Source organism: Rhizobium sp. Root1212, from assembly GCF_001424985.1.
Classification (GTDB): Bacteria; Pseudomonadota; Alphaproteobacteria; order Rhizobiales; family Rhizobiaceae; genus Pararhizobium.
This window is the reverse complement of record NZ_LMDA01000012.1, coordinates 406,452-423,193: the sequence shown is the minus strand read 5'-3', so window position 1 is coordinate 423,193 and position 16,742 is coordinate 406,452. Positions and strand designations below refer to the sequence as shown.

At 62.3% G+C, this 16,742-nt stretch carries 14 protein-coding genes; 5 read left to right on the top strand and 9 right to left on the bottom strand.

Annotated elements, in window-relative coordinates; translation table 11 throughout:
- Positions 1–331: 331 nt before the first annotated feature.
- Positions 332–1,465, bottom strand: a complete 1,134-nt coding sequence (locus tag ASC86_RS14095; protein WP_056322061.1) for a TDT family transporter — start codon at positions 1,463–1,465, stop codon at positions 332–334.
- Positions 1,466–1,576: 111 nt separating this feature from the next.
- Between ASC86_RS14095 and ASC86_RS14090 the strand changes: the two genes are divergently transcribed.
- On the top strand, positions 1,577–2,470 hold the full coding sequence (locus tag ASC86_RS14090; protein ID WP_056322058.1) for a LysR family transcriptional regulator: 894 nt from the start codon (positions 1,577–1,579) through the stop codon (positions 2,468–2,470).
- Between the two features lie 13 nt (positions 2,471–2,483).
- Here the strand turns inward: ASC86_RS14090 and tdh are convergent, their stop codons facing one another.
- Complete coding sequence (gene tdh, locus ASC86_RS14085; protein WP_056322629.1) at positions 2,484–3,524, bottom strand: L-threonine 3-dehydrogenase; 1,041 nt, start codon at positions 3,522–3,524, stop codon at positions 2,484–2,486.
- Positions 3,525–3,832: 308 nt separating this feature from the next.
- Between tdh and ASC86_RS14080 the strand changes: the two genes are divergently transcribed.
- Positions 3,833–4,222 carry a DUF1236 domain-containing protein gene (locus tag ASC86_RS14080; RefSeq protein ID WP_056322056.1) on the top strand — a complete coding sequence of 130 codons (390 nt, stop codon included), beginning with the start codon at positions 3,833–3,835 and terminating at the stop codon, positions 4,220–4,222.
- A gap of 278 nt (positions 4,223–4,500) precedes the next feature.
- Positions 4,501–4,830, top strand: coding sequence for a hypothetical protein (locus ASC86_RS14075; protein ID WP_056322053.1), 330 nt, complete (start codon positions 4,501–4,503; stop codon positions 4,828–4,830).
- A gap of 65 nt (positions 4,831–4,895) precedes the next feature.
- Here ASC86_RS14075 and ASC86_RS14070 read toward each other — a convergent pair whose 3' ends face one another.
- The gene (locus ASC86_RS14070) at positions 4,896–6,086 is read right to left on the bottom strand and encodes a glycine C-acetyltransferase (protein ID WP_056322050.1); all 1,191 of its coding nucleotides are present in this window, start codon (positions 6,084–6,086) and stop codon (positions 4,896–4,898) included.
- Positions 6,087–6,257: 171 nt separating this feature from the next.
- On the opposite strand from ASC86_RS14070, the gene ASC86_RS14065 reads away from it, so the two are divergent.
- Positions 6,258–7,028: an SDR family oxidoreductase gene (locus ASC86_RS14065; RefSeq protein ID WP_056322048.1), complete on the top strand. Its 771-nt coding sequence runs from the start codon at positions 6,258–6,260 to the stop codon at positions 7,026–7,028.
- Here ASC86_RS14065 and ASC86_RS14060 read toward each other — a convergent pair whose 3' ends face one another.
- From ASC86_RS14060 to ASC86_RS14045, 4 genes are all read right to left on the bottom strand, one after another.
- A complete protein-coding gene (locus ASC86_RS14060) occupies positions 7,029–7,661 on the bottom strand; it encodes a LysE family translocator (protein ID WP_056322045.1) in 633 nt (210 codons plus the stop codon).
- Between the two features lie 235 nt (positions 7,662–7,896).
- On the bottom strand, positions 7,897–9,753 hold the full coding sequence (gene recQ, locus ASC86_RS14055) for a DNA helicase RecQ (RefSeq protein WP_056322626.1): 1,857 nt from the start codon (positions 9,751–9,753) through the stop codon (positions 7,897–7,899).
- A gap of 12 nt (positions 9,754–9,765) precedes the next feature.
- Complete coding sequence (gene dnaG / locus ASC86_RS14050; protein WP_056322043.1) at positions 9,766–11,748, bottom strand: DNA primase; 1,983 nt, start codon at positions 11,746–11,748, stop codon at positions 9,766–9,768.
- A gap of 140 nt (positions 11,749–11,888) precedes the next feature.
- On the bottom strand, positions 11,889–12,344 hold the full coding sequence (locus tag ASC86_RS14045; RefSeq protein WP_056322040.1) for a GatB/YqeY domain-containing protein: 456 nt from the start codon (positions 12,342–12,344) through the stop codon (positions 11,889–11,891).
- Between the two features lie 295 nt (positions 12,345–12,639).
- Between ASC86_RS14045 and carA the strand changes: the two genes are divergently transcribed.
- Positions 12,640–13,845, top strand: a complete 1,206-nt coding sequence (carA, locus tag ASC86_RS14040; RefSeq protein WP_056322037.1) for a glutamine-hydrolyzing carbamoyl-phosphate synthase small subunit — start codon at positions 12,640–12,642, stop codon at positions 13,843–13,845.
- A 55-nt stretch (positions 13,846–13,900) separates the two neighbouring features.
- Here carA and ASC86_RS14035 read toward each other — a convergent pair whose 3' ends face one another.
- Entirely contained in the window at positions 13,901–15,313 is a 1,413-nt protein-coding gene (locus ASC86_RS14035; RefSeq protein WP_056322623.1) for an MATE family efflux transporter, read from the bottom strand.
- A gap of 154 nt (positions 15,314–15,467) precedes the next feature.
- Positions 15,468–16,700, bottom strand: a complete 1,233-nt coding sequence (locus tag ASC86_RS14030; RefSeq protein WP_056322034.1) for a TCR/Tet family MFS transporter — start codon at positions 16,698–16,700, stop codon at positions 15,468–15,470.
- Between the last annotated feature and the right edge of the window lie 42 nt (positions 16,701–16,742).

Here is a 16,742-nt window from a genome sequence, read left to right as displayed (position 1 = left end):
GCGACAGCAGGACACTTGAAAGACCACTTGCATGATTGCCGTAACCGCCGTACCCATTTTCACCTTCTTCGCCAGAATGGTTGATTCCCAGAAATTTCCGCTCCGTCAAGCGTTTCCGGTCAAAAACCGTTCGATTCGGTAAAAAACGCTGAATTCCAACTCGCAGACTGGAATTCCGGCTTCCTGCGGCAGATGTAGGCGTTCGCCCCTAAAAGACAAGGGGTACGGCAATTGCTAATGTAGAGTCTCGCTCAACTTTCGAGTCGGCCTGCAACGGACTGCAACTCCGAAGGAATCGCCGCCGCCACGGAAAACGGACGGCGGAACCGCCTTACGCGCCTTCTCCGAGGCTGGGATCGTGAAACAGCTTGCCGCTCCAGGCGCCATGGATCGTCTTGCCCGCAACGACCAGCCAGATCGCGGCAAGCGCCACCGCCAGCCCGTCGGCGAAGATTTCAAGACCGCGCACCGGGAAGAGGCCGGCAAGCTTCAGCGTTGCCAGCGTAAAGACGCCGAGCGGAAAGGTATAGCCCCACCAGCTGAGGTCGAAGGACAGGCCCTCGCGCAGATGACGGATGGTGACTAGGACCGCGACGCAGAACCACCAGATGCCGTACCCCCAGAGCAGAAAGGCGCCCATCAGGCTTGCCCCTGCCATGGCCGGAGCAAGCGGCCCAAGCCCGGCGGCCTCCAGCACCGGCGTTCCGTTGGCGGAAAACAGGATCAGCGCAAGCGCGCCGGTGCCGAGCGGCCCGAGCGCCAGCCAGCTCGTCGCGGCCATGGAGACCGGCGGCAGCTTGTGAAGCACAAGGCGCAGGAACAGGATGACGAGAATGCCGAGCGCCAGCGGCACCGAGCAGGACCAAAGCACATAGCTCGCCAGAAGCACGCTCAACTGCTCCGAACCACTCGAAAGATGCGGCAGCAGCAGCGCACCGCTCGCCGCAACCACTTCGGCCGCAACGACCGGCAGCAGCCACACCGCGCTCATTCGCTCGATCGCATGCTCCTGCCGGGTGAACATCATGAAAGGCACCATAAGGCCGATGCCGAGGGCCAGCAGCACATCACTCCACCAGAACCGCGCCACCACCTCCGCTGCGATCAGCCCCTTTGGCACAAGATAAAGCACCGCACCGTTGATGACGGTGGCAAATGCCATGGGAATGCAGCCGAGAAACATCGAGGCGACCGGATGGTCGAAAAGCCGTAATGCATCCCGCGGGAAACAGACCCACTTTGCCGCATAGGCGAGCGTCAGGCAGAAGAAGAGCAGGCCATTCAGCACGAAAAGCCCCTCCCCCAGCATGGACGCCACCGGCAGGGACGGAAACTGGCCGAGCACCAGCGACATGGCGCCGGTGCCCATGCTGGCCGCAAACCAATTGGGCGTGAAATGCCGGATGTTGCGGGCGGTGCGACCGTGGGTGCGGGTTTGGTGCGGCAGGGCGATGTGGATCGACATGGGAAAGGCTCTCGTCAAAGGACTGGCCAAGGGATAACGCTACGAATAAATCGACTCCAACGAATTGTTTTGCTATATTCATTCGATAAAATCGATCAATCGAGCCAAACCATGACTCTCGACCAATTGCGCATCTTCGTCGAAGTCGCGGCACTGGAGCACATCACCCGCGCGGCCGAGCGCTTGAACATGACGCAATCGGCCGTCAGTGCCGCTATCTCGGCGCTGGAAACCCGGCACGACATTCGCCTCTTCGACCGGGTCGGGCGCATGATCGTGCTCAATCAGGCAGGCCGCAGCTTTCTGGCAGAGGCTCAGGCGGTGCTGAACCAAGCGAGGGTCGCCGAAGCAGCACTCAACGATCTGAGCGGCCTGATGCGCGGCCGGCTCTCGGTGATGGCCAGCCAGACCGTCGGCTCCTACTGGCTGCCGGAGCGGTTGGCCCTCTACCGCCGCCGCTATCCCGGCATCGAGATCGCCGTACGCATCGGCAATTCCGTCGAAACCAGCCATGCGGTGACGGCCGGCGAGGTTGAAATCGGCGTTATCGAATGGATGAGCGATGCGAAGGAACTGACGAAATCCGTTGCCGATATCGACGAGATGATCGTCGTCGTCGCACCCGATCACCCCTGGGCGGACGGTCGCCCGCGCCGCGTTGAGAATTTTCCCGAAATCGACTGGGTGCTGCGCGAGGAAGGTTCCGGCACGCGCTACGCTTTCGAGCGGATCATCACCGATGGCGGCGTTGCGCTGGAAAGCCTCAAGGTGCCGCTGATCATGCCGGAGAACGAGGCTGTGCTGGGCGCGGTCATCGCCGGCATGGGCGCGACGCTTCTGTCACGCAGCGTGGTGAAGGCGGTTTTGCAGAGCGGGCAGGTCCGGCAGCTGAATATGCCGGCCTTTCCCCGCCCCTATTATTTCCTGCGGCATAGCCAGCGCTACCGCAGTCGCGCCGGCGAAGCCTTCGAAGCTCTCTGCCGCGAGCAGACGCCCGCGGCTTGAGCTTATTCGAGCATCAGACGCCCCAGTCCATCACCACCTTGCCGGAATTGCCCGAGCGCATCGCTTCAAAACCTTCACGGAAATCGTCGATGCCGATGCGGTGGGTGATGATCGGGGAAAGATCAAGCCCGCCCTGTACGAAGGCGATCATCTTGTACCAGGTCTCGAACATCTCGCGGCCATAGATGCCCTTCAGGGTCAGCATCTTGAAGATGACCTTGTTCCAGTCGATGCCGAAACCGTCCGGGGCGATGCCGAGAATGGCGATCTTGCCGCCATTGTTCATCGTATCGATCATCGAGCGGAAGGCCGGCGGCGCACCCGACATTTCGAGACCGACGTCGAAACCTTCGGTCATGCCGATCTGGTTCATCACGTCGGCAAGATCCTCCTTCGAGGCATCAACGACATAATCGATGCCGACCTTGCGGGCGAGATCGAGACGGACGGGATTGATGTCGGTGATGACCACCTTGCGCGCGCCGGAGCGCTTGGCGACCATCGCGCCCATGATGCCGATCGGCCCCGCGCCGGTGACGAGCACGTCCTCGCCGACGAGATCGAAGGACAGCGCCGTGTGCACGGCATTGCCGAAGGGATCGAAGATCGCAGCGACCTCATCCGGCACGTCGTCCGGGATCGGCACGACATTGTATTCGGGAATGCAGACGAACTCGCCGAAGGAGCCGGGACGGTTGACGCCGACGCCCTTGGTGTAGTGGCAGAGATGACCACGGCCGGCGCGGCAATTGCGGCATTTGCCGCAGACGATGTGCCCCTCGCCCGACACGCGCTCGCCGACCTTGTACTTGGTGACGGAGGAGCCGATCTGAGCAATCTCGCCGACGAATTCATGGCCGACGACCATCGGCACGGGGATGGTCTTCTGCGCCCACTGGTCCCAGTTCCAGATATGGACGTCGGTGCCGCAGATCGCCGACTTGCGCACGCGGATCAGGACATCATTCGGGCCGGGTTCCGGCACGGGCACATGCTCCATCCAAAGCCCGACCTCCGGCTTTGCCTTGACGAGCGCCTTCATCATATTGGTCATCGTACCCTCCACGGTATGCGGCGCCTCGCCCGGCCTTCCGGCCATTGCAGATCATCGAAAAGGGGAGGCATGCGGCGGACATTAGAGCATTTCGCCGCCGAATAAAATCACTTCGCGTTGCCCAAAGACGCTAAAAATCAAGGTGCTAGGACAGAAACCAGGCCTCGGCGGAATATCCGCCGATCCGGTACGTTTTCAATCGTTTCGCAAAGCCCGACAAGCCATGTGGTCACGCTTTCGAGGGGGACCAGCAGGAACGAAATCGCCGCAGCCACGTTTTCCGGCCATCATTTCGAAAGGAGAACGTCATGAACAAGATGCTTATCACTGCGGCTGCCCTTGCAGCCCTCGCGACCACTGCCGCCGCACAGGAAGCCACGGTCACCGGCATGGTCGGCGGCGCCGCAACCGGCGCCATCATTGCAGGTCCCATCGGCGCCGGCGTCGGCGGCGTCATCGGTGCAGTCGCCGCCGGCACGATCGATCCGCCCCCGGCCAAGGTCGTCACCTATGTCCAGCAGCAGCCCGCGCCGCAGCCCATCGTGGTGCAGCAGCAGGTCGTCGTCGGCAAGCCCATTCCCCGCGAGGTCATTCTGACGCCCGTGCCGGAAGACCAGCGCTACGCCTATGCCGTGGTCAACAACCAGCGCGTGATCGTCGATCCGAACACCTACACCGTCGTTCAGGTCCTGAACTAACCCATCAGGCCGACAACCCGTCGCCCGCGAAAGGCGGCGGGTTTTGCGTTTTCAGGCTGTGCTTTTGGAACATTATTGGGCGCGTTCGCCCACCGGTTTCAGCAAAAAGAGCGCATTGCGCAGACAACTCATTGAAATAACAGATATATTGAAAAACGGCCACTTAAACCGCTTCTGTTTGAGAGGACGCGCATTCATCGTCCGTTCATCGGTTCCCTTCATAAAAAGCGCGTTAATTCAATGGGCTAGCCCAAGCTGAACCTCTAGGGAACGATAATATGAACAGCCTTAAACTTGCCGCTCTTGCAGCCGCCGTCATCTTCGCGGGCTCGACCGCCCATGCGGAAGATCTGGTCTTCAAGCTGAAGAACGGCACCAATTCCGTGCTCAACAATTTCCACGCCTCGCCGGTCGGCGTCGAAAAGTGGGAAGACGACATTTTCGGCCAGCAGGTGCTTAACCCCGGCGAAACGATCGAAATCACCATTGCCGATGGTCGCGACGTCTGTAACTACGACATGCGCTTCGAATTTCAGGGCGACGAACTGACCACGACCACCGACACGCAGAACCTCTGCGAACTCGGCGAATATACGATCGAAGAATAATACGGAGCCTTTGCGGCCCGGAAGCCGGCCTCGCCACAAATGGCGGGGCCGGTTACCGTTTGGCCTTAGCTGATAACGCCGAGCGAACGGCCGACCTCCTCGAACACCGAGATGACCCGGCGGACATCGGCTTCGCTGTGTGCTGCCGACATCTGGGTGCGGATGCGTGCCTGCCCGCGCGGCACGACCGGGAAGGAGAAGCCGATCACATAGACGCCCTTTTCCAGCATGCGGGACGCCATTTCCTGCGCCAGCGCCGCATCGCCGAGCATGACCGGGATGATCGGATGCCCCTCGCCTGCCAGCGTAAAGCCCAGCCTCGACATTTCGCTGCGGAAGAGCGCCGAATTCGCCTCCAGCCGTGCCCTGAGCGCATCGCCCTGGTCGATCAGGTCGAACACCTTCAGCGATGCCGCCGCGATGACCGGCGCCAGCGTGTTGGAGAACAGATACGGGCGCGAACGCTGGCGCAGCCAGTCGATCACTTCCTTTTTGCCCGAGGTATAGCCGCCGGAAGCGCCGCCCAGCGCCTTGCCGAGCGTGCCGGTGATGATATCCACCCGTCCCTCGACGCCGCAATATTCCGCCGAGCCGCGTCCATGCTTGCCGACAAAGCCGACGGCGTGGCTGTCATCGACCATCACCATCGCGCCGTATTTTTCCGCGAGATCGCAGACACCGGCGAGATTGGCGATGATGCCGTCCATCGAAAACACGCCATCCGTGGCGATCAGCTTGAAGCGGCTGCCTTCCGCCTTCTTCAGCTCCTCTTCCAGCGCCGCCATGTCGTTGTTGGCATAGCGGAAGCGCTTGGCTTTCGAGAGCCGGACGCCATCGATGATCGAGGCATGGTTCAGCGCGTCGGAGATAATGGCATCCTCTTCGCCGAGCAGCGTTTCGAACAGGCCGCCATTGGCGTCGAAGCAGGAGGAATAGAGGATGGTGTCTTCGAGCCCGAGGAAGGAGGAGATGCGCGCCTCCAGTTGCTTGTGCTCTTCCTGCGTGCCGCAGATGAAACGGACGGAGGCCATGCCGTAGCCGTAACGGTCGAGCGCTTGCTTGGCGGTCTCGGTCAGTTCGGCATTGTCCGCGAGGCCGAGATAGTTGTTGGCGCAGAAATTCAGGACCTTCTGGCCGGAAGCGACCTGGATTTCGCCGCTCTGCTTGGAGGTGATGACGCGCTCGGTCTTGTAGAGACCCGCCGACTTCAATCCTTCGAGTTCGCGGGAAAGGTGATCGATGAAGGCAGACGACATGGCTTGGACTCCAAGATGGGGGAATTGCGAAAAGACCTAACATATTCCCGCCCCCAGTCCAGCCAAGGCGGCGACGACAGGCGATGTTGTCACGACAGAGGATGCTCCCCCACGTGGCAAGATCTGGCCTTCCCGGTTGAAAAAACCGGGCCGGCCATGCCATGACAAGACATGAGTATTTTCGATAGATTTTCCCTTGAAGGCCAGGTGGCGCTGGTGACCGGTGGCGGTCGGGGCCTTGGCTTCGAAATCGCCAAGGCTCTCTCCGAAGCCGGCGCCCATGTCGTCATCACCGGCCGCACCGCCGCGACCCTCGATGCAGCAGCAGCGAGCATCGCCAGCCAAGGTGGCCGTGTTGAAACCGCGGCCTTCGACATCGCCGACCGGCAGGCCCAGCGCGCGGCCCTTGCCGATATCCAACAGCGGCATGGCCGGCTCGATATCCTCGTCAACAATGTCGGCGCCCGCGACCGCCGTTCGTTGGCCGAGATGGAAGACGACGCCATCCTCGACCTCATCCGCACCGACCTGATCGCGGCCACGACGCTCGCCCGCGATTCGGCTCTGCTGATGAAGAAGAACAATTATGGTCGGCTGATCTCGATCACCTCGATCAACGGCCATGTGGCCATGCCCTCGGACGGCGTCTATCCCGTCGCCAAGCAGGGGCTGACTGGCCTGATGCGCAGCATGGCCGTCGAATTCGGCCCCTTCTGCATCACCAGCAACGCCATCGCTCCCGGCTGGTTTGCCACGGAAACCAATGCCGCCATGGCCGCCAACGAGGAGTTGATGCCCTTCGTGCGCCAGCGCATTCCGGTGCAACGCTGGGCGCGGCCGGATGAGATCGCCGGCGCCGCGCTGTTCCTCGCCAGCCCTTCCGCCTCCTTCGTCAACGGCCATGTGCTGACCGTCGACGGCGGCATGACGGTCCGGATGTAATCAGCTGCGCTGCAGGGCCAGATGCGCGCCGAGCCCGACGAGCACCGTGCCGCCTGCCCGCTGCAACAGCCTCTGTGCCCGGCCAGAACGCTGCAGCCGCTTCATGACGGCGCTTGCAAGCAGCACGCAGACGATATCGGCCGACGAGAAGATGCAGTTGACGATCGTGCCGAGCAGCAGGAATTGCAGCCAGACCGGCTGTCCCGCGGCAGGATCGATGAACTGCGGCAGGAAGGCGAGGAAAAACAGCGCCGTCTTCGGATTAAGTACTTCGACGGTGATGCTCTCGAAAAAGGCGCGCTTTCCCGATTTCGGCGCAAAGCCAGCGGACGCCGCGCCGTCCTCCGCCTTGGCGCGCATCAGCGACAGGCCGAGCCAGACGAGATAGGCGGCCCCGCCGAGCTTGACCGCCATGTAAAGCGCCGGCACCGCATGAAAGAGCACGGAAAGCCCGGCGGCGGCCGCGATCACATGCACATAGCAGCCGAGATGAATGCCGAGCGTCGCCATGAAACCGGACCAGCGCCCGCGCGCCATGGTCTGTGCTGCCGCATAGAGCATGGCGGGACCCGGAATATAGGCAAAGATCGCGGTAGTGATCAGGAAAGTGACGAAGAGTTCCGGCGACGACATGAGGTGCTCCCGATTGGCGGCATGTGGATTGTCATAGCCTATCTCGGGGCGAGGCCCAATGGGTGTCAGATCGCAGCTTTGATAGATGCCGCGCACCCCCTCTGCCCTGTCGGGCATCTCCCCCTCAAGGGGGGAGATTGGCAGGAGGCCGCCCCTTGCTCCCGATCTCCCCCCCTGAGGAGGAGATGTCAGCAAAGCTGACAGAGGGGGGTGATGCGGCAAACGCCGCTTTCGCCTACCCGCCCTCGTGCTCGCGAATGGCCTTGAGGAAAATCGCTCCATAGCGCTCGCGCTTGGACTGGCCGATCCCCGGAATATCAAGCAACTCGTCCTCATCCGAAGGTCGCTCCTTGGCGAGCGCGATGAGCGTCGTATCCGGAAAGATGACGTAAGGCGGCACGTTCAGTTCGCGCGCCAGCGTCGCCCGCACGGTCCTGAGCGCCTGGAACAGCTCCCCATCGCGATCCGACAGCGTGCTGCGCGCCGCAGAAGCCGCCGCCGAGCGGTTACCGGCCTTGGCCTTGCCGAGGCTCGGCCGGTCCTTGCGGAAACGCACCTCGCGCTCGCGCTTGAACACCGCACGCGCCTCCGGCTCGAGCTTCATCGCCCCGAAGGCGGAATGGTCGATGCTGATCAGGCCGGCGGCGAGTAGCTGCCGGAACACCGACTGCCAGGTTTTGGCCGGGATATCCTTGCCCGCCCCGAAGACCGGCATGTCGGCATGGCCAAACCGCTGCGTCTTCTCGTTTTCAACCCCCATCAGCACATCGATGACATGGCCGGTGCCAAAGCGCTCGCCGGTGCGGTAAACCGCAGCCAGGGCCTTGATCGCAGCTTCCGTACCGTCCCAGGTATCGACCGGCTTCAGGCAGGTGTCGCAGTTCTCGCAGCGGCCGGGATGCGGCTCGCCGAAATGGGCGAGGATCGCCTGCCGCCGGCAGGAGGCCGTCTCGCAAATCGCGAGCAGCGCATTGAGCTTGGCGCGCTCCACGCGCTTGATATCGTCGGCAGCACTACCCTCGTCGATCATCCGCCGCCGCTGGATCACGTCGGCGAGCCCGTAGGCCATCCAGACATCCGATGGCAGGCCGTCACGCCCCGCGCGCCCGGTTTCCTGATAATAGGCCTCCACCGAACCCGGCAGATCGAGATGGGCGACATAGCGCACATCCGGCTTGTCGATGCCCATGCCGAAGGCGACCGTCGCCACGAGGCAGAGGTTTTCCTCCTTCAGGAAGGCATCCTGATTGGCATCGCGCAACGCCCGGTCCATGCCGGCATGATAGGGCAAGGCACGGATGCCCTGCGTGTTCAGCCACTCCGCGGTATCCTCGACCTTGGCACGCGACAGGCAATAGACGATGCCGCTTGAACCCTCATGCCGCGACAGGAACCGCAAAAGCTGCTGGCGCGGCTGGTCGCGCTCGACGATTTCATAGGCAATGTTCGGCCGGTCGAAGCTGGTGGTAAACACCGCCGCGCCCTGCAGGCCGAGCCGCTCGATGATATCTTCGCGCGTATGCGGATCGGCGGTTGCCGTCAGCGCAATGCGCGGCACGCCGGGGAAATGCTCGCCCAGCTGGCCCAGCTCGCGATATTCCGGCCGGAAATCATGTCCCCATTGCGACACGCAATGCGCCTCGTCGATGGCGAACAGCGCAATCTTCGCACTGCCGATCAGATCGCGGAACGACGGCGTCAGGATACGCTCGGGCGTGACATAGAGCAGATCGAGCTTTCCCGCCCGCAAGGCATCGCGCACGGCAAAAGCCTCGTCGCGGGTAAGCGACGAATTGAGCGCCGCCGCGTTGACGCCAAGCTGCTTCAAAGCCTCCACCTGATCGCGCATCAGCGCAATCAGCGGCGAAACGACGATGCCGACACCATTCCGGCATAGGGACGGAATCTGGAAGCAGAGCGACTTACCGGCCCCGGTCGGAAACAGCACGACCGCATCGCCACCCGCCGTCACACGCTCAATGACATCGGCCTGCTTGCCGCGAAAAGCCGAATAGCCATAGACGGTTTTCAGAACGTCGAGCGGGTTCTTCGTTCCGTTTCCGTTGAAGAGTGAGCTGGTAACATCGTTCATCGCAAGCAACTCTTATTTTCCGGCCGGGCCTTTGACCCGGCCGGAAAGCACGCCGAAGCCATCGATGATCGCCTCCTGGTTTTCCAGCCGGGTGACCTCGAACTGCACCTCCTGCAGCGTGCGCAATATCTGGTCGACGCTGTCGAGATCGCCCTCTTCCGTGGCGTGGCCGAGTTCCATTTCAAGCTCGTGCCGCTGCCAGAGCAGCGCTTTGGTACGCTTGTGCAGCGAGAGCGCCTGCAGATAGCCTTCGCGGGCATCTTCCGGTGCGGCGTCCACCGTCGCCGTCCAGAGCCGGGCGAAACGGATCTGCTGGTCGAGCGTCTTCAACAGCGCGCCGAAACCATCGGCCTCCAGCTGTTCCACCAGCCCGTCGCGGGAAAGGCGCGGCCCCTTGGCCGCCGCCGCATTCAGCACCGAGGACCAGAAGCGCTGGAGATCGCGATTGTCGTATTCGATCGCGGAAATCTCGTCGTATTCCTCAAACAGCAGCTGCGGATGGTTGACGATCGTCAGCGCCAGCACGCTTTCGCGCAACACCGGCAAGGCCTGCCCGCCGGTGACCAGCGAGGACCGTGCCAGACGATCCGAAATACCGCCCGATTCGCGCTGGGCCGGGCCATTGCCACGTCCACCCTGTCCCCGCGCCCCGCCGCGTCCATTGCCGCGCTCGAAATTGCGCTGGAAATCCTGGCGGTTGCTGCCCTGAAAGAAGCCGTTCAGCCGGTCGCGGATATCCTGACCGTAGTGGCGGCGCACGTTTTCATCGGCGATGACCGAGACCACCTGTTTCAGCGTCGCTTCAAGCTCGGCGCGCTTTTCCGGTGTGTCGAAGGTTCCGGATTGCACCTCGCGGCTCCACACCATCTCCGAAAGCGAACGCGCTGCGGCCATCACCTTGTCGAAGGGGCCGCGCCCGTCCGTGCGCACGAGATCGTCCGGGTCCTTGCCATCGGGCAACAGCGCAAAGCGCACGGAACGGCCGGGCTTCAGATGCGGCAGAGCCAGATCGACCGCCCGGTTGGCGGCGCGCAGGCCGGCGCCATCACCATCGAAGCACAGCACCGGCTGCTGCGTCAGCTTCCAGAGCAGTTCCAGCTGGTTTTCGGTGAGGGCCGTGCCGAGCGGGGCAACGGCATTTTCGATACCGGCCTGATGCAGCGCGATCACGTCCATATAGCCTTCGACAGCGATGATCGTGCCGGCTCCATCGGCTCCCGACATCGCCTTTCTGGCACGGGCGAAATTATAGAGCACGTTGCCCTTGTGAAAGAGTTCCGTCTCGTTGGAATTGAGGTATTTCGCCGGCGCATCCGGTGACATCGCCCGCCCGCCGAAGGCGATCACCTTCTCCCGTGAAGAGAGGATGGGAAACATGATGCGATCGCGAAACCTATCGTAGGAAACCGGAATATCCGGCCCGTGCACGACAAGGCCGCAGGCCTCGATCTGTTCCTTCACCACACCCTTGTTCGCCAGATATTCCTTCAGCGCATTGCGGCTTTCCGGCGCGTAACCCAGCCGGAAGGTCTCGATGGTGCGGCCGGTCAGCCCGCGGTCGCGCAGATAGGCCCGCGCCTTGGCGCCGTTCGCCGTCTGCAACTGGTCCTGAAAAAACTGGGTCGCCATTTCCATGACGTCCTGCAGGCTGGCGCGCTGGCGGTCGCGTTTCTCGGCTTCCGCATCCGGCTGCGGCATGGCGACGCCGGCGAGATCGGCGATTTGCTGCACGGCCTCGGGAAAGTTCATGCCATCGAGATCGGTCAAAAACCGGAAGTGATCGCCGGAGACCCCGCAACCGAAACAATGGTAGCGACCCTTGCGATCTTCACAGTGAAAGCTCGGGGATTTTTCGCCGTGGAACGGGCAGCAGGCCCAGAAATCGCCGCGCGACTGGTTGGTCTTCTTGCGGTCCCAGGTCACGCGCTTGCCGATCACGTCCGAAATCGGAACGCGGTCACGTATCTCATCGAGAAAGGCATTGGAAAAGCGCATGGAAACCTCTGGTCAGGCCTCCATATAGGCGCCAAAGCCGCCCCATGCTACAGCCGATATCGGCTATGCGCGCTATTCACAGGCCCGGCCGGCGCCACGAAATCGGCGACGGCCGCCGGTATCGCCGATCGCGGCCGCGATTAAAGCGCTGACAGCAGTTCCTTGAGAACGGCCGACGCCTTGGCGAAATCCATCTGGCCGGCGTAGCGCTCCTTCAGTACCGCCATGCACTTGCCCATGTCGCGAATGCCCTGGGCACCGACTTCGGCGATCACCTCGGCCGTCACCGCCCGCACCTTCTCTTCGGAAAACTGCTCCGGCTGGAAGCCGGCGATTATGGCGATTTCCTCGCGCTCCTGCGCCGCAAGCTCGGGACGACCGGCATCCTCGTAGATCTTGGCCGATTCTTCGCGCTGCTTGACCATCTTGGCGAGGATCTGCAGCACCTCATCGTCGGAAGCGGCGTCCTTGCCGACGCCGCGATTGGCGATGTCGCGCTCCTTGATCGCCGCCTGCACGAGGCGAAGCGTCGAAACGCGGCGCGCCTCCTTGGCCTTCATCGCGGTCTTCAGGGCTTCGTTGATCGTCTCGCGCATGTCGGTTTCTCCTGCCGCCAAAGGGAATGATTTGCCGCTGTCTTAGACCAGCACAGGCAAAACAATCAAACCGATTAGGCAAATATCTGAATTTATTGATTTTTTATTTATTAACAATTCACAGCCGGGTGTTGACCCCAAGGACCTGTGGGACTATTTTCCGGCACCTGCACCGAAATTGGCATGACATCAAGCGACCGCGGGGTCTCCGCGCGCCCATGCCTGAGCACGAGATTTGGCACACGGCCGCGGGAGGCGTCTCCCCGCTTCCCGTCACACGAACGGGATAGAAGAGATGACCGCGACAGCTCCCTGGACTACCGAAAAACCCACCGCCCTGCTCGTCCTTGCCGACGGCACCGTCATCGAGGGCAAGGGCGTCGGCGCGACGGGCCGCGTGCAGGCGGAAGTCTGCTTCAACACGGCGCTGACCGGCTACGAGGAAATCCTCACCGACCCGTCCTATCTCGGCCAGATCGTCACCTTCACCTTCCCGCATATCGGCAATATCGGCACCAATGACGAAGACATCGAAGACCTGACGCCCGCCGCCCGCCACGGCGCCGTCGGCGTCATCTTCAAGGCCGACATCACCGAACCTTCCAGCTATCGCGCCTCGAAGCATCTCGACGACTGGCTGAAGGGCCGCGGCATCATCGGCCTCAGCGGCATCGATACCCGCGCGCTGACGGCCTGGATTCGCGAAAACGGCGCCCCGAACGCCGTCATCGCCCATGATCCGAACGGCAATTTCGACATCGAGGCCCTGAAAACCGAAGCTGCCGCCTGGAGCGGCCTTGAAGGCCTCGACCTCGCCAAGCCCGCCTCCTCCGGCCAGTCCTCGCGCTGGACCGAGACGCCGTGGGTGTGGAACGAAGGCTACGGCGAACTCGCTGAAGACAAGGCCCGCCACCACATCGTCGCGCTGGATTTCGGCGTGAAGCGCAACATCCTGCGCCTGTTTGCCGGCCTCGACTGCAAGGTCACCGTCATGCCGGCAACGACGACAGCCGAAGAAGTGCTGGCCCAGAAGCCGGACGGCATCTTCCTGTCCAACGGCCCCGGCGACCCGGCGGCCACCGGCGAATATGCCGTGCCGGTCATCAAGAACCTTATCGAGACGGACATCCCGGTCTTCGGCATCTGCCTCGGCCACCAGATGCTCGGCCTCGCGCTCGGCGCCAAGACCGAAAAGATGCACCAGGGGCATCACGGCGCAAACCACCCGGTGAAGGACCACACGACCGGCAAGGTCGAGATCGTCTCGATGAACCACGGCTTTGCCGTGGATGCCAAGTCGCTGCCGGAAAGCGTCGAGGAAACCCACGTCTCGCTGTTCGACGGCACCAATTGCGGCCTGCGCGTCAAGGGCAAGAACGTGTTCTCGGTGCAGCATCACCCCGAAGCTTCGCCCGGCCCGCAGGATAGCCACTACCTCTTCCGCCGTTTCATCAATATGGTCAGGGAGAAGAAGGGCGAGCCGGCGCTCGCGGAGCGCTGAGAACAGACACGAAAAAAGGCCCGCGATGCGGGCCTTTTTTTATGCGTTCAGATGATCAGGCCGCAGCCGCCCGCTGCAGAATCTTGCGCTCCCGCGACAGGAAGCGGAAGAACCGCCAGGTGAGCGACGTGCTCGCTGCCGTCAGCCCGATAACGAAGCCGTACCAGACGCCGATGCCGCCGAAGCCGAGCGGAAACGCCAGCACATAGGCCGCGACGAAACCGATCGCCCAATAGGAGATCAGCGCGAAGATCATCGGCACTGTCGTATCCTTCAAGCCCCGCAGCATGCCGGCGGCCAGCGCCTGCACGCCATCGACGAGCTGGAAGGCCCCGGCGATCACGATCAGCGGCCCGGCATAGGCGATGACCTCCATCGCATCCGGCCGGCGCACGTCGAGATAAAGCATCGCAAGCTCATGCGAGAAGAACGCAAAGATAAGGCTACCGACGGCCGAGAAAGCGCAGCCGAGCACCAGCACCGAAATCGCCGCCCGCTTGATGCCCACCGCATCGCCCCGGCCGTGGGCGAGACCGATACGAACCGTCGCAACCTGCGCGAGGCCGAGCGGCACCATGAAGGCGACGGAGGCGAATTGCAGGGCGATGCCGTGGGCGGCAAGCTCGACCGTACCGATCATGCCCATCAGCAGCGATGCGACGGTAAACAGGCTGACTTCCGCCAGCACGGTGACCGCGATCGGCAGGCCGAGCTTCACGACTTCCTTGAGGACCGGCCAATCCGAGCGCCAGAAGCGGACGAAGATTTCGTAATCGCGGGTCTGCGGAATGCGCTGGATATAGATGTAGAGCAGCACGAAGCTCAGCGCGTTGACCACCAGTGCGGAGAAGCCCGCACCGACGATACCCAATGCGGGTGCGCCGAAATGACCGTAGATCAGGATATAGCAGAGCACGGCATTGGCCGCGAGAATGGCGATCGTGACATAGAGGATGACACCGGCCCGCTGCAGCGAACTCAGAAAACCGCGCAGCACCATGAACAGGAGCGCCGGAAATATCCCCCACTGCGCCACGCGCAGGTAGTGGCCGGCCAGTTCAGCCACCTTTGGCTGCTGCCCCATGAAACGGAGTACATGCTCCGCATTCCACAGAAGCGGTGCAGTCAGCACGCCGTAGCCGAGCACCGCCCACATGCCCATGCGCACGGCGCGGCGCACCGCCACACGATCACCCCGACCTTCCGCTTGCGCGACGATCGGCACGACGGCATTGGCAAAACCGGAGCCGAAGATGAAGACAGTGAAGAACATCTGCGCCGCAAGCACCATCGCGGCAAGCTCGGTGGTGCCGAGACGGCCGACCATCAGCACGTCGGTCGCATGGATGGCGAACTGGGCGATCTGCGCGCCGATGAAGGGAATGCCGAGCACAATGCTGGCGCGGTAATGCGCAGACCACGCATTGTTCGTGCCAACCTCCGTTGGGTTTTCGTTCCTCGTCAACATGATAAGAATAGCCTTGGATTCACCGCAGCCGGACAATGGCCGCATGGTGGGTGCCATGGGAAATAGCGCAAGCACCCTTCAAAGGCCAGCGATAGGCTCAAAATTGCTTATCTTTTCATCAAAACATCACAAAATCTGATGGATTTTTGCGCATCTATGCGCTCGCCGGCACTGCTTTGGACCGCAGCCGCATCACATAGATGACGATGGCGAAAATCGTGAAGACGGCGCTCAGGAGGTAAGGCGCACCGGCAAAATGCACGGGCGCTTGCGGTGCAGTGAAGTGCGCAAAGATCTGCGTGAACATGAGCGGGCCGACGATCGTCGTGAAACTCGATATGCTGGAGAGCGCCCCTTGCAGTTCCCCTTGAGCGGACGGCGGTACCTGGGCTGCGGCGATACTCCTGAGCGGCGGGTCGGCAAGTGCCTCAAGACAGGTCGCAAGAATGACGGCATAGACCATCCAGCCCTGAAAGGCGAAGGCATAACCGAAAAACCCGAGCCCGGTGAAAATGAGCCCCACCACGCCCGCCTTCCACTCGCCGAGCAGCGGCACCACCCGCGGCAGCACGAAGCCCATGACGATGGCCCCGCAAATGCCGAAGATACCGAGCGACAGGCCGATCTGCCCCTCGCTCCAGCCATAGCGCTCCGAGGTGACGAACGGCCAGACCGCCGGATAGACGGCATGGGCCTGCCAGTAGAGGAAAAAGACGAGCAATATCCAGCCGATGCCGGGATAGTTGCGCATCTGCTTCAGCGTGCCGAGCGGATTGGCACGTTTCCATTGGAAGCGGCGGCGATGTTCCTGGGCCAGCGTTTCCGGCAACAGAAAGAAGGCAACGGCGAAATTGACGAAGGACAGCGCTGCAGCGCCAAAGAACGGCACCCGCGGCCCGAACTCGCCGAGCACGCCGCCCAGCACCGGCCCCAGCGCAAAGCCGGTGCCAAAGGCTATGCCGATCAGTCCGAAATTCTTGGCGCGATTGCTGTCGTCGCTGGCATCGGCGATATAGGCCGACGCGGTCGAGAAACTCGCGCCGCTGATGCCGGCCAGAACCCGTCCGACGAACAGCATCCCGTAGGAGGTCGCCAGCGCACAGATCAGATTGTCGAATGCGAAAGTGAGAACCGACGCGAGAAGCACCGGCCGTCGGCCAAAACGATCCGACAGATTGCCGATCAGCGGCGCGAACAGAAATTGCATGCCGGAATAGACGAGCAGCAGCCAGCCGCCCTCCACCGCCGCCTCGCCGATCGTCGCACCCGTCAGTTCCTCCAGATAGGCGGGCAGCACCGGCATGATGATGGCGATGCCCATGACATCGAGAAACAGGATGACGAAGACGAGGAACAGGCCGCGCCGTGCCGATTTCGGATCGATCATCACTCCCCCTGCAACGACGCCTGAATACAAAACACGAACGAA

Excerpts from the sequence above, each read along its gene's own strand:
- ASC86_RS14065 (WP_056322048.1), top strand. The coding sequence starts at position 6,258 with ATGAGTATTTTCGATAGATTTTCCCTTGAAGGCCAGGTGGCGCTGGTG.
- tdh (WP_056322629.1), bottom strand. The coding sequence starts at position 3,524 with ATGACCAATATGATGAAGGCGCTCGTCAAGGCAAAGCCGGAGGTCGGG.
- ASC86_RS14090 (WP_056322058.1), top strand. The coding sequence starts at position 1,577 with ATGACTCTCGACCAATTGCGCATCTTCGTCGAAGTCGCGGCACTGGAG.
- dnaG (WP_056322043.1), bottom strand. The coding sequence starts at position 11,748 with ATGCGCTTTTCCAATGCCTTTCTCGATGAGATACGTGACCGCGTTCCG.
- ASC86_RS14075 (WP_056322053.1), top strand. The coding sequence starts at position 4,501 with ATGAACAGCCTTAAACTTGCCGCTCTTGCAGCCGCCGTCATCTTCGCG.
- ASC86_RS14080 (WP_056322056.1), top strand. The coding sequence starts at position 3,833 with ATGAACAAGATGCTTATCACTGCGGCTGCCCTTGCAGCCCTCGCGACC.
- ASC86_RS14030 (WP_056322034.1), bottom strand. The coding sequence starts at position 16,700 with ATGATCGATCCGAAATCGGCACGGCGCGGCCTGTTCCTCGTCTTCGTC.
- carA (WP_056322037.1), top strand. The coding sequence starts at position 12,640 with ATGACCGCGACAGCTCCCTGGACTACCGAAAAACCCACCGCCCTGCTC.
- ASC86_RS14095 (WP_056322061.1), bottom strand. The coding sequence starts at position 1,465 with ATGTCGATCCACATCGCCCTGCCGCACCAAACCCGCACCCACGGTCGC.
- ASC86_RS14070 (WP_056322050.1), bottom strand. The coding sequence starts at position 6,086 with ATGTCGTCTGCCTTCATCGATCACCTTTCCCGCGAACTCGAAGGATTG.
- ASC86_RS14045 (WP_056322040.1), bottom strand. The coding sequence starts at position 12,344 with ATGCGCGAGACGATCAACGAAGCCCTGAAGACCGCGATGAAGGCCAAG.
- ASC86_RS14060 (WP_056322045.1), bottom strand. The coding sequence starts at position 7,661 with ATGTCGTCGCCGGAACTCTTCGTCACTTTCCTGATCACTACCGCGATC.
- ASC86_RS14035 (WP_056322623.1), bottom strand. The coding sequence starts at position 15,313 with ATGTTGACGAGGAACGAAAACCCAACGGAGGTTGGCACGAACAATGCG.
- recQ (WP_056322626.1), bottom strand. The coding sequence starts at position 9,753 with ATGAACGATGTTACCAGCTCACTCTTCAACGGAAACGGAACGAAGAAC.